9 protein-coding genes are annotated in these 16,525 nt (G+C 64.8%); 5 read left to right on the top strand and 4 right to left on the bottom strand.

Going from position 1 to position 16,525, the window contains the following annotated elements; genetic code table 11:
* Positions 1 to 27: 27 nt before the first annotated feature.
* The gene (gene dnaJ, locus LB556_RS08200; RefSeq protein WP_149908401.1) at positions 28 to 1,158 is read right to left on the bottom strand and encodes a molecular chaperone DnaJ; all 1,131 of its coding nucleotides are present in this window, start codon (positions 1,156 to 1,158) and stop codon (positions 28 to 30) included.
* A 220-nt stretch (positions 1,159 to 1,378) separates the two neighbouring features.
* Positions 1,379 to 3,295, bottom strand: coding sequence for a molecular chaperone DnaK (dnaK, locus tag LB556_RS08195; RefSeq protein ID WP_224565886.1), 1,917 nt, complete (start codon positions 3,293 to 3,295; stop codon positions 1,379 to 1,381).
* A gap of 485 nt (positions 3,296 to 3,780) precedes the next feature.
* On the opposite strand from dnaK, the gene LB556_RS08190 reads away from it, so the two are divergent.
* From LB556_RS08190 to LB556_RS08170, 5 genes are all read left to right on the top strand, one after another.
* Positions 3,781 to 5,763 carry a hypothetical protein gene (locus LB556_RS08190; protein ID WP_224565884.1) on the top strand — a complete coding sequence of 661 codons (1,983 nt, stop codon included), beginning with the start codon at positions 3,781 to 3,783 and terminating at the stop codon, positions 5,761 to 5,763.
* Between the two features lie 10 nt (positions 5,764 to 5,773).
* On the top strand, positions 5,774 to 9,637 hold the full coding sequence (locus LB556_RS08185; protein WP_224565882.1) for a DUF11 domain-containing protein: 3,864 nt from the start codon (positions 5,774 to 5,776) through the stop codon (positions 9,635 to 9,637).
* A gap of 186 nt (positions 9,638 to 9,823) precedes the next feature.
* Positions 9,824 to 10,501 (top strand): ribulose-phosphate 3-epimerase, encoded by a 678-nt coding sequence (gene rpe / locus LB556_RS08180; RefSeq protein ID WP_224565880.1) that lies wholly within the window; start codon positions 9,824 to 9,826, stop codon positions 10,499 to 10,501.
* Positions 10,502 to 10,796: 295 nt separating this feature from the next.
* Positions 10,797 to 11,540: a GntR family transcriptional regulator gene (locus LB556_RS08175; RefSeq protein ID WP_224565878.1), complete on the top strand. Its 744-nt coding sequence runs from the start codon at positions 10,797 to 10,799 to the stop codon at positions 11,538 to 11,540.
* A 153-nt stretch (positions 11,541 to 11,693) separates the two neighbouring features.
* Complete coding sequence (locus LB556_RS08170; protein WP_224565876.1) at positions 11,694 to 13,208, top strand: malonate--CoA ligase; 1,515 nt, start codon at positions 11,694 to 11,696, stop codon at positions 13,206 to 13,208.
* 57 nt (positions 13,209 to 13,265) lie between these two features.
* On the opposite strand, the gene LB556_RS08165 is transcribed toward LB556_RS08170, so the two are convergent.
* Together LB556_RS08165 and LB556_RS08160 are read right to left on the bottom strand one after the other, a co-directional pair.
* Entirely contained in the window at positions 13,266 to 15,338 is a 2,073-nt protein-coding gene (locus LB556_RS08165) for an ABC transporter ATP-binding protein/permease (protein ID WP_224565982.1), read from the bottom strand.
* A 69-nt stretch (positions 15,339 to 15,407) separates the two neighbouring features.
* Complete coding sequence (locus LB556_RS08160) at positions 15,408 to 16,520, bottom strand: NAD(P)/FAD-dependent oxidoreductase (protein ID WP_224565874.1); 1,113 nt, start codon at positions 16,518 to 16,520, stop codon at positions 15,408 to 15,410.
* Positions 16,521 to 16,525 lie beyond the last annotated feature (5 nt).

The following is a 16,525-nucleotide window of genomic DNA, read 5'->3' as shown; positions in this document are numbered from 1 at the left end:
CGTGTACAAGACGGCTCTGGTCGCGTCTCAACGCTCCCCGAAAGACTCGAAAAAATCCTTCATGCGGGCGAAAAAGCCGCTCGATTGGGGCGAATTGTCCTGCGAGGAGAGCTGCTCGAACTCCTCCAGCAGCTCGCGCTGGCGGCGCGACAGGTTCTGCGGCGTCTCGACCGCGGTCTGGATGTAGAGGTCGCCGACATTGGGCTGGCGCAGCACCGGCATGCCTTTGCCCTTGAGGCGGAACTGGCGTCCGTTCTGCGTGCCTTCGGTCACCTTCACCTTGGTCTGCGTGCCGTCGAGCGTCGTCACCTCGAAGGAGCCGCCAAGGGCCGCCGTCGTCATCGAGATCGGCACCTTGCAGTAGAGATCGGCGCCGTCGCGCTGGAAGAATTCGTGCGGCTTCACCGCCAGGAAAATATAGAGGTCGCCCGAAGGCCCGCCGCGCAGGCCGGCTTCGCCCTCATTGGCCAGGCGGATGCGGGTGCCGTCCTCGATGCCGGCCGGAATGTTGACCGACAGCGAGCGTTCCTCGGTGACGCGGCCCTGGCCGGCGCATTTCGGGCACGGATCCTTGATGGTCTGGCCGCGGCCCTGGCATTGCGGGCAGGTCCGCTCGATCGAGAAGAACCCCTGCGTGGCGCGCACCTTGCCGTGGCCGTTGCACATCGAGCAGGTGACCGGCTGGGTGCCCGGCTTGGCGCCGCTGCCCGAGCACTCGGTGCAGGATATTGAGGCCGGCACGCGGATCTGCGCGGTTTTGCCCGCGAACGCTTCCTCCAGCGAGATTTCCATGTTGTAGCGCAGGTCGGCGCCGCGCTCGCGGCCGCCGGAAGAGCGGCGCTGGCGCCCGCCCATCATGTCGCCGAAAATATCCTCGAAGATGTCGGCGAAGCCGCCGGCGCCAAAGCCCTGCGCGCCGCCATTCATGCCGCCCTGCTCGAAGGCGGCGTGACCGAAACGGTCATAGGCCGCGCGCTTCTGCGGGTCCTTCAGCGTCTCGTAGGCCTCGTTGATCTCCTTGAACCTGTGCTCGCAGGAATGATCGCCGGGATTGCGGTCGGGATGGAACTGCATGGCGAGCTTGCGAAAAGCGCTCTTGAGTTCCTTCTCGTCGGCGCCCTTTTGCACGCCCAGCGTTTCGTAGAAATCAGCTTTCATTTTTTCCCGCAGTCCGGATCAACGCCTTGATGCATGTTGTGCGTCGTTTGCCGGCACGTTGTTCGATTTAGGAGCGGTGCCGCCCGTATGCTAGGGCCGGCGCGAACTTGTCCGTGGTTTTCAGTGACTTTTTTCGGCAGTGCCCGCACTTTTTGCGCGAGGGTTGCAAAAAAGCCCGGCCTTGCGCCGGGCTTTTCGCATTATCTTGCCGTCAAGCCGTTCAGGCCGACTTCTTCTTGTCGTCGTCTTCGTCGATTTCTTCGAAATCGGCATCGACCACATCGGAGTCCTTGGCGGCATCCGCCTTGGCGTCGGCTTCCGCCGCTTCTTTCTGCGAGGCCTCGTACATGGCCTGGCCGAGCTTCATGGAAGCTTCGGCAAGCACCTGGCTCTTGGCCTCGATGTCGGCCGGGTCATCGCTCTCGGCAGCGGTCTTCAGCGCGGCGATCGCGTCCGAAATCGCCGTCCGCTCGGCTTCGGAGACCTTGTCGCCATATTCCTTCAGCGACTTCTCCGACGAATGCACCAGGGCTTCGGCCTGGTTGCGGGCCTCGACCACGGCGCGACGCTTCTTGTCGGTATCGGCATTGGCCTCGGCATCCTTGACCATCTTCTCGATGTCGGCGTCCGAAAGACCACCCGAGGCCTGGATGCGGATCTGGTGCTCCTTGCCAGTGCCCTTGTCCTTGGCCGAAACGTTGACGATGCCGTTGGCGTCGATGTCGAACGTGACCTCGATCTGCGGCACGCCGCGTGGCGCCGGCGGGATGCCGACCAGGTCGAACTGGCCGAGCGCCTTGTTGTCGGCGGCCATTTCACGCTCGCCCTGGAAGACGCGGATGGTCACGGCCGACTGCGAATCCTCGGCCGTCGAGAACACCTGGCTTTTCTTGGTCGGGATCGTCGTGTTGCGCTCGATCAGCCGGGTGAACACGCCGCCCAGCGTCTCGATGCCGAGCGACAGCGGCGTCACGTCGAGCAGCAGCACGTCCTTGACGTCGCCCTGCAGCACGCCGGCCTGGATGGCGGCGCCGAGTGCGACGACCTCATCCGGGTTGACGCCCTTGTGCGGCTCCTTGCCGAAGAACTGCTTCACGATCTCCTGGATCTTGGGCATGCGGGTCATGCCGCCGACCAGCACCACTTCGTCGATCTCGCCGGCCTTCAGGCCGGCATCCTTGAGCGCGGCCTTGCACGGTTCGATGGTGCGCTGAACGAGATCCTCGACCAGGCTTTCGAACTTGGCGCGGGTCAGCTTCAGCGTCAGGTGCTTCGGGCCGGTCGCGTCGGCGGTGATGAAGGGCAGGTTGATTTCGGTCTGCGTCGTCGACGACAGCTCGATCTTGGCCTTCTCGGCCGCTTCCTTGAGGCGCTGCAGGGCAAGCTTGTCGGCCTTCAGGTCGATGCCCTGTTCCTTCTTGAACTCTGCCGCCAGATACTCGACCAGGCGCATGTCGAAATCCTCGCCGCCGAGGAAGGTGTCGCCATTGGTCGACTTCACCTCGAACACGCCATCGCCGATCTCGAGCACCGAAATGTCGAACGTGCCGCCGCCAAGGTCATAGACTGCAATGGTCTTGCCTTCCTTCTTGTCGAGGCCGTAGGCGAGCGCGGCCGCGGTCGGCTCGTTGATGATGCGCAGCACTTCCAGGCCGGCGATCTTGCCGGCGTCCTTGGTCGCCTGGCGCTGGGCGTCGTTGAAATAGGCCGGAACGGTGATGACCGCCTTCTCGACCTTCTCGCCGAGATAGGCTTCCGCCGTTTCCTTCATCTTCTGCAGGATCATGGCCGAGATCTGGCTAGGCGACTGCTTCTTGCCGCCGGCCTCGACCCAGGCATCGCCATTGTCGCCCTTGACGATCTTGTAGGGGACAAGCTTCTTGTCCTTCTCCGTCACCGGATCGTCATAGCGGCGGCCGATCAGGCGCTTGACCGCGAAGATTGTGTTTTCAGGATTGGTGACCGCCTGGCGCTTTGCCGGCTGGCCGACCAGACGTTCGCCGTCGCCCGAGATGGCGACGATGGAAGGCGTCGTGCGCGCGCCTTCCGCATTCTCGATCACTTTCGGTTCCTTGCCATCCATGATGGCGATGCAGGAGTTGGTGGTGCCGAGATCGATACCGATTACTTTTGCCATTTTTCTATTCTCTCCGCTAAGCAGGCTCTCAGGACCCGGTAAGGCGTTCCGACGAAAGCCCCTGTTCACAAGAATTCCCGTTTGGCACCGGTGTTCCGGCACCGCAGGGCTGGCGCGTATATAAGAACAGCCGGGATCGCGCGCAAGCATTCTGCGCAAGGCTTCCATGAACCTTTCCACCACCGCACGCGACTGACGCTCAGGTGCCGCATGGTGCGGACCGGAAAGGAAGCCCCATGACCAGCAACCCAGAGGCTCCATGGTCTCCGGGACCAATGGGAGCTCGGCGCGACCACCGCCTTCGGGACGGGATCGATGCGCTGGGCTTTCCGCTGATTCCGTTGACCCTGCGCAGGCGCAGGCGTATCGTAAAAATGAGGAAAGCAGACAATTCGATCAGGGAAGAACGTGCCGGACCACCGCGCCTTGCCCTGATTTGCGCGGCAACTCCAGACGTCTCTCCCTTGGACTACGGGGGTAGTGTCATGTCTCGCGTCCGCGGCACGTTCGTGCGTTCATTTGACTTTGACAGCCGTTTGCGCGGGGCATTGCAGGCCGGCGGCTTGCTGGCGCTGGCGCTTGCCGCCTGCCTGTGGCTTGGCGCCGCCGCCCGGGCACAGGAAACCCAGATCATTTATCCCGGCTCGATGGCGGTCACCGGCTTCCCGGGCACCGTCATCCCCCATGTCGACGAGGGCTTGCCGCCCGGCGTCGATCCGGTCGATGAAACCTTCATAGACACCACACGCGCCACGTTGCGCGTGTTCGATGTTTCGCACCTGGGCGGTCCGGCCTCGGGCCAACTCGTCTTCACGCCGCCGCCTTTCGAGGTGACATCGGGCCAGATCGGCGAGGTGTTCGGCCTCACCTATGATGACGGCGTGCGCGACGGTGTGCCGTCGGGCATCCCCAATCTCTATGCCGCCGCCACCTCGCTGCATGGCATCGAGATCGTCACCCCGGATGCCGACAAGGACGGCAGGCCGGAGCGGCAGCGCCGCGGTATGGCGGGCGCCACCTTCATGGACGGCCAGTTCGGCACCGAGAACGGCGGCGGACCGGGTACCATCTGGAAGATCGACGGCATCACCGGCCAGGTCGCCAAATTCGCCGACATCGACACCAACAGCGGTCCCGGCATAGGCAATATCACCTTCGATCCCGTCCACCGCCAGTTCTTCGCCTCCGACCTCGATACCGGCCTGATCCATCGCATCGACGCCAACGGCAGTCTGATCGACACGTTCGACCATGGCGTCGCCGGACGTCCGGCGCATGGGCTGGCTCCCGTCGCCGACGATGGCGCGGTGATGGACATAAAGGGCGCGGCCTTCGACACCGAAGATCCCGGGACCTGGGGCTACACCCAGGACGAGCGCCGCGTCTGGGCCGTCTCCTATCATGGCGGCCGGCTTTACTATTCGGTTGGCGAGAAGTCGGAAATCTGGTCGGTGGGCATTGCCCGCGACGGCACCTTCGCCGGCGATCCGCGCTGGGAACTGACGGTCAAGGCCGACAAGGACTACGCCGTCACCGACATTGCCTTCGACAACAGCGGCTTCATGTATCTCGCCCAGCGCGGCCCGCTCGAAAACCGCTACGACTACAGCCGCTTCGCCGATTCCGGCAAGGGCGAGGTCATCCGCTACTTCAGGGAAAATCCCGACGATCCCTCGACGGAATCGGTCTGGGTGGAAGCGCCGCAGGAATACGCAGTCGGTTTCCCGCAAGGCAACAGGCAGTCGGCTGGAGGCCTCGACCTGCAATATGGCTATGACGCCGATGGCAATCTCGACACCTCGGTCTGCACCCAGACTTTGGTCAACACCGGCGACAAATTGCGCGACAACCCCGAGCTTGCCGAACAGCTCGCGGCTGGCGGGCCGCTCGCCGTCCACGGCGTGCAGATCACGCCCAAGGACCTCGTCAAGCCGGCCAACGTGCCGCCCTTCGGCTCCTGGTTCCTCGATTTCGACGGCTATTTCGAGGACCCCGAAGTGGAAGGCCATGTCGGCGACGTCGCCGTCTGGCATCCCTGCGAAGGCCGTGCCGGCTACTATGAAGAAATCCCGGGCGGCTACGAGCCTCCGTTCTACCCGCCGGACTTCCCCCCGCCCGGCAATCTGCCTCCGTGTCTCGATGTCGAGGACGTCCAGTATTACTGCACGCCCTCGGGCCTCGAGGCGGATCTCTATCTCCATGACCATGCCGGCTTCGGCGGCGATTCGATCAAGGCCCAGCCTTCGAATGAGACAAAGTCCAGGACGCCAGGCGTCGGGGTGACCTCACCCATGTCGCATGTACCTGGCAAGCCGTACACGATCGACATCACCGGCCACCATCCGGGCGACAGAGTGGAGGTTGGACTTTGCTTCTACAGGAAGTCCGACAAGGACAAGGGTGGCTACTACCCTTGCTGCAAGATGACCTTGCCGCTCCGGACCCCAGCCGTCAGCTGCGAACGTTGAGGAGGGGAAGATGAACAGTCTTGCTCCATCCCCGCTCGCCACCGAAACGCGGAAAACCGTCATGGAGACGATCATGAAACCCCTGTCATATGCCAGGCGCGGTGCGCGCTGGCTGATGGCGGCCGGTATCGCGGTCGCCCTTGCGCCCGCACTGCCGGCATCCGCCGCCCAGACCATCCAGGCCGCCAGCCAGGATGTGCAGCCTGTGCAATTCGACAATCCGCGCGTCATAAATCCCGAGCCCGGACGTGTCGTGCCGTTCTTCACCAAGACCGGCGGCCAGCGCAGCTGCGACTATGTCTACTATACCTTGACCTTCGGACTGCGCGGCGATCCGCGGGGCTTTGCCGACCCGAACCTCGAGGCCGCGCTGAAGAAAGCCCAGCTCGACTTCAAGGACCAGCTTCCGCACGGTCTTTCCATCGTCGGCGTGACCGTCTCCGGCGACGGCACCGATCCGTCCGGCGGGCCTTTGCCTGCCGCCGTCATCAGCAATTCGGCGGGTCCCAACGACACGGCAACGGTTTCCGATTTCCGGATTTCCGCTTCCGATCTCGACGGGTCGGGGGCGCCGAACGAGCGTACCATCACCTTCCGCCTCACGGCCAAGATCGACCACGCGGCATTTCCAGCGCCGACGACGGTCGACAACCAGGGCCTGATCAAGGTCACCGCCGGCACCGGCACGGGAACCATCATCCCGTCGCAGGATCCGGGCAAGCCGGACGACGGCAACATCCTGACAGGGGAAAAGACCTCGATCCGGATCGACGTCACCAAATGCGACAAGCAACCTCCGCCTCCAACCGACCATGAATGCTTCAAGGTCGAACGCGGCACGGTCGACTGTGTGCCCGGTGGCGGCGCCTTCATCTATCACATGCCGGTCGGCCCGGAGATGGGCGGCAAGTGGGTGCAGGTTTCGACGGCCTCGCCCGGCATCACCATCATCCCCGACACCCAGAAGGTGCCGGCGGGCGGCGGCGTGCTCGATTGGAAGATCGTCGGCGCGTCGCCCGGCGACGTCATCCATCTCATCGTCACCGGCATCAACACCTATGCGGGCCCAAAGGAGGGCTGGGGCCTGTGCTGCACCCAAACCATCGACATCGTCATCCCGCGCGACTTGAGATGCCCGCCCAGGGACAAGGAACCGGACCTCAAGGTTGAAAAGCATGCGGATGTCACACGCTGCACGATGGGTGGTGGCTGCGACTTCACCATCAGGGTCACCAATGTCGGCACGGCGCCCTACAACGGCAAGATCGTGCTCGACGAGGTGACGCTGCCGGCCGGCTCGACGCTGAGTTCAGGGCCCAATCCGCCCTGGGTCTGCGTGCCGGGAGCCACCCCGATGACGTGCACCTATCCGGTGACGACGCTCAACCCGGGAGCCTTTGTCGACCTCAAGCTCGGCTTCAGGCCGGCGGGCGGCTGGCAAGGCAGCGTGCTTCGCAACTGCGCCACCTACAATTACGGCGCCAGCGGCAAGCCGCTGTTCGGCAGCCAGGCCAACGACCGTGGCTGTGCCTCGATCCCGATCTGCCGCCGCGGCGACCGCAACCCGGACTGCCAGCCGCCGGTCGAGAAGAAGTCCGACCTGATCCTCAAGAAGCGTGCCCGCACCGAAGTCTGCACCGCCGACGGCGTCTGCACTTTCATCATCGACATCATCAACAACGGCACATCGACCTATAGCGGGCCGTTGACGGTGATCGACAATTACCCAAGCGGGGCGCCGACGTCCTCGACGTTCGGGCCGAGCCCGCCCTGGACATGCGGCCCGAACGGCCCCGGCCAGTTTCGCTGCGACAATGCCGGCATCTCGCTGCCCGCTGGCGCCTCGACGCCGATCTTCGTCAAGGCGGTCGTGCCGGCCGGCTACCGGTCGGACACGGTCGAGAACTGCGCCGAGGTGAAGGCCATTCCCGGTGAGGTCGACCTCACCAACAACAAGGCCTGCGCCAAGGAGCGCATCCGCCATCCCAATGGCGGCCAGCCGGCCTTGCGCATCACCAAGGTGTGCAGCGGTTCGCTGGCCGGAGCCGCGACCGTCTCCTGCCGCATCACCGTCACCAGTGTCGGTGCGGCTGCCCCAACCGGTCCGGTGCGGGTCAACGATGCCGCCACGCTTGTCTCTGGCGGCGCGCCGGTCCAGGTCCAGACCGTCACCCCTGACGGCGCGGAATGGGCGTGCGGACCGGTTCCGGCCAATGCGGTGTCGTGCCAGATACCAGGCGCCGTCATGACGCCTGGAACCTCCAGGCACTTCGATGTCACGGTTTCGGCCAATGGCGAGTTCGAGAACTGCGCGCGGGGCTCCTACGGCCCGGCGCAGGGCGACGACGTCGTCTATCCGATCGGCCAGGCCTGTGCCAAGGGCGGCGGCTCCTCGACCATCCGTGTCGAGAAGACCGGCGACCGCGAATGCCGGCTCGGCCAACCCTGCTCTTTCGACATCACCATATCGAATGATGGGACGACCCCCTTCTCGGGTCCGGTCCGCATCGGTGATGCGGTCGGCGTGGACGGTCTCGGCCGGCTGGATGGCGTTGCGATCACCTCGATCGACCCGCCCTTCGGCTGCTCGCCGGAGCCGACGACGCTGCCGGCCTCCTGCATCGCCAACCTGACGCTCGGCGCCGGCGAAAGCCAGTCGCACCATGTGACGGTGGTTATCCCCGACGATGGGCGTCTCGCCAATCTGCAGGGCGACGTCAATGGCCAGAACTGCGTCGGCGTATTGTCTCTCGACACGCGGGTGCAGGGCGGCGACGTACTGTCCAGGGATGCGGCCAACGTCCAGGGCGATCGCGGCAAGGCCTATGCGTGCCATCCCTTCACCATCATGCATGAGGTGAAGAACCAGTGCTCGCCGGGCTTCGTCATGAACGACGCCGGCCGCTGCGTCTGCCCGGAGGGCACCACCTTCCGCAACGGCCAGTGCACCGGTGGCGGCACCAACCTTCTGCCGCTGCCACCGCCGCCGCGGCGCTGCGTGTTGCTCGAAGGCCAGATCCGCACCGAGGACGGACGCTGCGTCTGCCCGCGCGGGACCGGGCTGGAGAACGGCGCCTGTGTCAGGATCGACAAGCCGGGCTGCGCCATGCCGGGCTCGGTTCCGACCCCGGACGGCAACGGTTGCACCTGCCCGGATGGCACGCATCTCGACAGGAAGGCCAATGCCTGCGTCCGCGACAGGTCGAGGCCCGAGCCGTGCACCATCCGTGGCCAGGTCCACGACGCCGACGGCTACTGCATCTGCCCGCAGGGGACCGAGGTGCGGGACGGTGCCTGCCGCCAGATCCGGCCAAAACCTCGGCAGTGCCGCATCACTGGCCAGATCCGCGATGCCAATGGCGATTGCGTCTGCCCGCAAGGCACCGAGCTGCGCAACGGCACCTGCCGTCCGGTCCAGCCGAAGCCCGACCAGTGCACCATCCGTGGCCAGCTCCATGACTCCGACGGCAAGTGCGTCTGCCCGAGGGGTACCGAGGTGCAAGGCAATGCCTGCCGGCGCAAGCAGCCCGATGTGCAGCAGTGCGACATACGCGGCCAGGTCCACAACAAGCGCGGCGAATGCATCTGTCCGCGCGGGACCGAGGTGATCGACGGCGCATGCCGCAAGCCCAGGCAACAGAGCGAATGCGCGCCGGGCTCGCAGATGATCGATGGCCAGTGCCAGCCGGTCTTACGGCGACGGTGCCCGGAGGGTACGGTCGGGCGGTATCCGAACTGCAGGCCGATGCGCGGGCAGCCGTCGCTGGAGATCAACCCTGGGATTCTGCTGCAGCAGGTCCTGCCGCGGCGCAGGCAGCCGATCGACCAGCAACCGGACCCGGTTCCGAACCGGATCCTGAAACTCCAGCAGTAACCGTCTGCGCGACGCCAGACAACCCGCCGGAGCAATCCGGCGGGTTTCGTCGTCATAGCCGGGGCAGGCGGTGATTGGCCCTGGCTGTGGAACCGCCGTACTTGCGCCCTCGACAAGTCGCCGGGAGCGCTTTAGGCAGTCGGTCCGGAGCACCCGTATGAAAGAGGCGCCCGGAAAGGCCGCGAGATGAGCAAAAAAACCCTGATCGCACCGTCGGTGCTGGCATCGGATTTCTCGAAGCTCGGTGACGAGGTCGAGGCGGTGGCGGCGGCCGGTGCCGACTGGATCCATCTCGACGTGATGGACGGGCATTTCGTGCCAAACATCACTTTCGGCCCGCCTGTCATCAAGGCGATCCGCAGCCGCACCAAGGCCTATTTCGACTGCCATTTGATGATCGCGCCCGCCGATCCCTATCTGGCCGCCTTCGCCGATGCCGGCTGCGACGGCATGACGGTGCACGCCGAGGCCGGGCCGCATCTCGACCGGTCGCTGCAGACCATCAGGAATCTCGGCAAGAAGGCCGGGGTCTCGCTCAATCCGGCGACGCCGGAAAGCGCCGTCGAATATGTGCTCGACCGGCTCGACCTGATCCTGATCATGACCGTGAATCCCGGCTTCGGCGGACAGGCCTTCATTCCGGCAATGGTCGACAAGGTGAGAAGGGTCAAGGCGTTGATCGGCGACCGGCCGATCCGCATCGAGATCGACGGCGGTGTTTCGCCGGAAACCGCGCCGCTGGTCACATCGGCCGGCGCCGATGTCCTGGTGGCTGGCGCCGCGATCTTCAAGGGCGGCAGCGTCGATGCCTATCGCGCCAACATCGAGGCCATCAGGACCGCGGCCGACAAGGCCGCCGGCTAACACAGCGCTGCCGTGCGGAGAGCCTTTCGGCGCCAGGGCCGGATCATGTCTGTACAGAAGGCCGATTCGGCCGAGCCTGCCATTTGTTCGCGCGCGACAGAAAAGATGATGTCACGGGCACACAAGGACAGATAATCCTGCGTGCATGCCAAACACGTTGATGTTTTCCTTTGTTCTTAAGTACAATGGCGGTGGCTTTCTGGTTGAGCGTCGCGGTGGGCGCGATATGGTACATGTACGTTGACAGGATTTGGACTCGAATTGCCCAAGATGGAAGTTGGGACAAGGAGTCGCTTTGACGTACGGAGCCGCCAATCTGAACGACGATGGCAAAGGAGCCAAGAGCACGCTTGCCAGCACGGTCTATCACCGATTGCGGGATGATCTTCTGGGCGGCGCTCTGGAAACCGAAAGCAAGCTGCGCGTCGAGTGGGTTGTTTCCAAGTATGGCGCCGGCGCCTCTCCGGTCCGCGAAGCTCTCAATCGCCTTGCCTCCGAAGGTCTTCTTGGCCGCCACGACCAGCGTGGCTTTTTCATCATGCCGGTCAGCGCGGTGGAGCTCGAGGAACTGACGCGCACCCGTTGCTGGCTTGAGGAGCGGGCGCTGCGTGAAACCATCGCCCACCGCACCGCCGAATGGGAAGAGCAACTGGTGCTGGCGCTGCACCGGCTGGGTCGCGCCTCACGCCTTTCGCCGCAGGGCTTCTTGTCGCTCAATCCGGACTGGGAGAAATTGCATCGTACCTTCCATCGGGTGCTGATCTCGGCCTGCCGGTCGCACTGGCTGGTAGGCTTCTGCGACCAGCTTTCCGATCACGCCTACCGCTATCGCCAGATGGCCAGTGACGGCGAGAGCGTTCAGCGAGACGATTTCGCCGAGCATCGGCTGATCGCCGAGTGCGCGCTGGACGGCAACGCCGACGGCGCCGTCCAGGCATTGATCGATCACTACCAGCTGACCGCGGCCATGTGCACGGAGCGCTTCAAGCAAGGCGAGGATTCAGAGTTCCCCGCTCCGGGCCAGCGCGTCCACCCTTGACGGCTGTTTTGATCATTGCGCTTTGCTGTCCGGTCCTTCGCATCTTTTCAGTAGACAGGTGCGGCCTTGACGGCAGGGCCGGGAAACGCGAACTCTTCGCCGCATGCCAGACCACGGCCGGCGTGGACATTGCCGTCACCCCAGGAAGATTTCATGAGCAATCACCTGTTCGATGCATTCCGCTCCAGCATGCCGGCGCCTGGGCATCTGTTGATGGAAACCGACGACGGACGCTCGCTCACCTATGGCGACATGCTGGCGCGGTCGGCGCAACTCGCCCATGCGCTGCTGCAAATGGATGTCGCGCCCGGCGACCGGGTCGCCGTGCAGGTCGAGAAGAGCCCGGAGATGGTTCTGCTCTATCTCGCCTGCGTGCGCGCCGGCGCCGTCTTCCTGCCGCTCAACACCGCCTATACGCTGGCCGAGCTCGGCTATTTCTTCGACGATGCCGCACCTCGGGTCATTGTCTGCGATCCGGCACGGTCGGCGGATATCCGGGGGATGGTCGAGCCGTCCGGTGCCGTCGTGGTCACGCTCGACCGCGATGGCCACGGATCCCTTGCGGACCAGGCATCGCGTCAAGCCGCCGATTTCCACGATGTCGAGCGCGGCGCGGACGACCTCGCGGCGATCCTCTACACGTCGGGGACGACCGGCCGTTCCAAAGGCGCCATGCTCAGCCACGGGAACCTCGCCTCGAACGCGCGGGTGCTGGTCGGCCAATGGCGCTTCACCAGGGATGACGTGCTGATCCACGCGCTGCCGATCTTCCACACGCACGGCCTGTTCGTCGCCACCAACGTTGTCCTGATGGCCGGCGCCTCGATGCTGTTCGAGCAGAAATTCGACGCGGGCCGCATCGTCTCGCTGCTGCCGCGCGCCACGGCGCTGATGGGCGTGCCGACCTTCTATACCAGGCTGCTTCAGCAGGAGGGGCTGGACCGACAGGCAGCGAAGAACATCCGGCTGTTCGTGTCCGGCTCGGCGCCGCTGCTTGCCGAGACGCACCGGGCCTGGCGGGAGCGCACCGGCCACGCCATCCTCGAGCGTTACGGCATGACCGAGACCAACATGAACACCTCCAATCCCTATGAGGGCGAGCGGCGCGCCGGCACGGTTGGTTTCCCCTTGCCCGGTGTGTCGCTGCGTATCGCCGATCCCGACAGCGGCAAGCCGCTTGCCCGCGGCGAGGTTGGCATCATCGAGGTCAAGGGTCCGAACGTATTCGGCGGCTACTGGCGCATGCCGGAAAAGACCAGGGCGGAATTCCGCGCCGACGGCTTCTTCATCACCGGCGATCTCGGCATGATCGACGCCGACGGCTATGTCCACATCGTCGGCCGCGGCAAGGACCTGATCATTTCTGGCGGCTACAACATCTACCCGAAGGAACTCGAGAACGAGATCGACGCGCTCGACGGGGTCGTGGAAAGCGCGGTCATTGGCGTTGCCCATCCCGACTTCGGCGAAGGGGTCACCGCTGTCGTCGTGCGCTCGCCCGCGTCGCGGATCACCGAGGCCGGAATCCTTGGCGCCATCGCCGGGCGCCTGGCAAAATACAAGCACCCGAAGCGGGTGATCTTCGTCGAGGAATTGCCGCGCAACACCATGGGCAAGGTGCAGAAGAATCTTTTGCGCGATGCCTATAAGGATCTTTACGCATCCTAGGGCAATTCCAGGAAAACCGCTTCACGCTCTTCCTGGAATTGCTCGCACGGGACCGCCTTACTTCTTTTCGGTCCGGCTACCGGAGCCCCACAAGGCACGCTGGAACAGGCTGCGTTTGCGCCTGCGCGGCACGAGATTGATATCGCTGACCAGTTTTGCGCCGTCCTTTCGCCGTTCCAGGGTGATCTTGCGGGTGTGGAAGGCTTCGAGCTCGACGCGGTGCGCCACGCTGACGATGGTGACATCGGGCAATTCGCCGATCACCGTCTTCATCATCTGGTCCTGGCTCTTTTCGTCCAGCGCCGAGGTTGCCTCGTCCAGCACGACGATATCGGGGCCGTGCAGCAAGAGGCGCGCGAAGGCGACCCGCTGCTTTTCGCCGCCGGACAGGGTCTGGTCCCATGGGGCCTCTTCCTCGAGCTGTCCGGCAAGGTAGCCCAGGCCAACCTTGTCGAGGGCGGCCTTGACATGCTCTGCCGTCCAGTTGTCGGCTGGGGCGGGATAGGCGACCGCGCGACGGAGCGTCCCGGTCGGGATGTAGGGGCGCTGCGGCAGCATGAACAGCCGGCGGTCGGGGTGGAAATTGACGCTGCCGCTGCCCCATGGCCACAAACCGGCGATCGCCCGCACCAGCGTCGACTTGCCCGAGCCGGATTCGCCGGACACCAATACCCGCTCGCCCGGTTCGACCGCCACCTCGGTTTCCTTGACCACGGAGGTCCCGTCGTCGAGCGTCACGGATAGGTTGTCGAGGCTGAGCATCGCGTCGCCCTTGGTCTCGCCGTGCTTGATGCGCCCCAGTTCGTCGTTCTGCTCGGCGCGCTCCAGCCCGTCGAGCGACGTCATCAGCGAGGCGATGCGGTGAGCCGAGGCATTCCAGTCGGCAAGACGCGGGTAGTTGTCGACCAGCCATCCGAACGCGCCCTGCACGATGGCGAAGGCGGAAGCCGCCTGCATCACCTGCCCGAGCGACATCGAGCCTTCGAGAAACTTCGGCGCGCACAGCAACACCGGAACCACTGGCGCGAACAAGCTGGACCCTTGGGAGACCAGCGCCGTGCGCATGTGCTGGCCGGTCAGCAGCGCCCATTGCTTCAGCACGCCGGCAAAGGTCTTGTCGATGCCGGTGTTCTCCTCCTCCTCGCCGCCCAGCAAGGCGATGCTCTCGCCGTTTTCACGCACCCGCGTCAGGACGTAGCGGAATTCGGCCTCCGCCTGGTTCTTCTTCTCCGAGAGCTGCACGAAATCGCGGCCGATGATGAACATCGAGGTCGAGGTGATCGCGGCATAGATTACCGCGGTGATGACCAGGAAGCCGGGCACGGTGACGGTCGAGCCGCCGAAGGTGACGCTGAGCGCCCCGCCGATCGTCCACAACACCACGATGAAGGTCGAGGCCGACAGGAAGGCCGATGTGACGCCGGCGACGAAATCGACCGGCGACTCTGTCGCGACTCGAAGGTCCTCCGACAGGCGAGCCTCCGGATTCTGGTGGTCGCCCTTGACTAGGTTCAGTTGGTAATACCGTCCGTGATCCAGCCAGCGTGCGATGACCGAGGTGGTGACCCAGGAGCGCCAGCGGCGCTGCATCGTCATCCGCAGATAGACCTGCGCGACGACAAGGCTGATGCTGCCGGCCACGACCGGCAGGAAAATGCCGCTCAGGTAATAGACCGTATTGGCGTCCCGCTTCTCGATGGCGTCGAAAATCGCCCGGTTCCAGACATTGATACCGTACTGGAAGCCGACATTGACGCCGATCAGGATCAACAGCCCGATCGTCAACGGCCAGGCAAGCTTGTCGCCGTGCCGCCCCCAGTAGCCGCGCCCGTCCATCCAGAAGCGTCTCAGCAAGTATTTCCTGCGCGCCCGCTCCGCCTCCTCCGGCGTCAGTTCCGGATCGGGCTCAACGTCGTCCGGCGGCGGTGGCGCGGCGACGCCGATAACCTCCGATGCGGCTTCGGTGGGCGATGTCTTCTGTTCGGGTGGCTTTTCTTCGCGGGGCTTCTCTTCGCTCGTCCTCTCGTCACGCGGCTTGTGTGAGTGCGCCGCTGCTTGTCGCGGCTTCGGGTCGCCGCGCAGTTCGACGCGATCGACGGCCGGTTTTGATTTGGGTTTCGCGTCGGACATACGCCCGACAACGGCTTCAAAATCAAAAGGTTTCATGAGGTCGTTTGATGGCGGCTCCGGCAGTGCCTATCATTCCCGACACAGCAATCCGACGACATGGTCGGCGATCGCCAGGCTTGCCGTCAGGCCGGGGCTCTCCATGCCGAACAGATTGACGATCTGGCCGGCGCCGTGATCGGACGGTCCCTGTATGACGAAGTCGGCGGCGGGCTGGCCTGGGCCCGACAGCTTCGGCCGGATGCCGGCATAGGCCGGCTGCAGGGCGCCATCGCCAAGAGCGGGCCAATAGCGCCGGATCGCCTCGTAGAAGACGGCGCTTCGGTCGGGATCGACCGTATAGTCCACATGGTCGATCCACTCGACATCGGGCCCGAAGCGCGCATTGCCGGCGAGGTCGAGCGTCAGGTGGACACCGAGGCCGCCTTCGACCGGAACCGGATAGATCAGGCGCGAAAACGGAGACCGCCCCGGAAGCGCGAAATAATTCCCGCGCGCCAGCCACCGCCGGGGGATGAAATCCCTGGGGAAACCATCGATCCGGCTGGCCACGGCCTGTGCGTCGAGGCCCGCGGCATTGATGAAGGCACCGGCTCTCAGGGCGAAAGTCTCGCCATTGGCGTCGCGCGTGTCGATGCGGATCCCGTCGGCTTCGATCTTGGCTCCCGCAACAGCCGTCAGGAAGGCGAAGGATGCGCCGGCCGCTTCGGCGTCGCCGCGCAGGGACACCATCAGCGTATGGCTGTCAACGATGCCTGTCGATGGCGACAGCAACGCGCCGGCGCATGTCAGTGCTGGTTCCAGGTTTTCGGCCTGCTCGTGCGTCAGGAGCTCGAGATCGTCCACCCCGCAGCTCCGCGCATTGGCCTGAATCGCCCGCAATCCGTCGATCTGGCCGGGCTCGCTGGCAACGATCAGCTTGCCGGTGCGGGCATGGGCGATGTTGCGGCCGGCGCAGTAGGCGTAGAGCTGTCGGCGCCCTTCGACGCAGAGCCGCGCCTTCAGGCTTCCCGGCGCGTAATAGAGCCCGGCATGGATGACTTCGGAATTGCGCGAACTGGTGCCGGTGCCGATGGCGTCGGCCTGCTCGACCACCACCACCTCACGGCCCGACAAGGCAAGCGCCCTGGCGACGGCCAGCCCGACGACGCCTGCTCCGGCGACCACACAATCGATTGTCTGCATGGCCT

The sequence above is a fragment of the Mesorhizobium sp. ES1-4 genome, assembly GCF_020164745.1.
GTDB lineage: Bacteria > Pseudomonadota > Alphaproteobacteria > Rhizobiales > Rhizobiaceae > Mesorhizobium.
This window is presented reverse-complemented; position numbering and strand designations above follow the sequence as displayed.

Bases quoted from the DNA above. Each gene is read 5' to 3' on its own strand.
- LB556_RS08170 (WP_224565876.1), top strand. From the start codon at position 11,694: ATGAGCAATCACCTGTTCGATGCATTCCGCTCCAGCATGCCGGCGCCT.
- rpe (WP_224565880.1), top strand. From the start codon at position 9,824: ATGAGCAAAAAAACCCTGATCGCACCGTCGGTGCTGGCATCGGATTTC.
- dnaK (WP_224565886.1), bottom strand. From the start codon at position 3,295: ATGGCAAAAGTAATCGGTATCGATCTCGGCACCACCAACTCCTGCATC.
- dnaJ (WP_149908401.1), bottom strand. From the start codon at position 1,158: ATGAAAGCTGATTTCTACGAAACGCTGGGCGTGCAAAAGGGCGCCGAC.
- LB556_RS08160 (WP_224565874.1), bottom strand. From the start codon at position 16,520: ATGCAGACAATCGATTGTGTGGTCGCCGGAGCAGGCGTCGTCGGGCTG.
- LB556_RS08190 (WP_224565884.1), top strand. From the start codon at position 3,781: ATGTCTCGCGTCCGCGGCACGTTCGTGCGTTCATTTGACTTTGACAGC.
- LB556_RS08165 (WP_224565982.1), bottom strand. From the start codon at position 15,338: ATGTCCGACGCGAAACCCAAATCAAAACCGGCCGTCGATCGCGTCGAA.
- LB556_RS08185 (WP_224565882.1), top strand. From the start codon at position 5,774: ATGAACAGTCTTGCTCCATCCCCGCTCGCCACCGAAACGCGGAAAACC.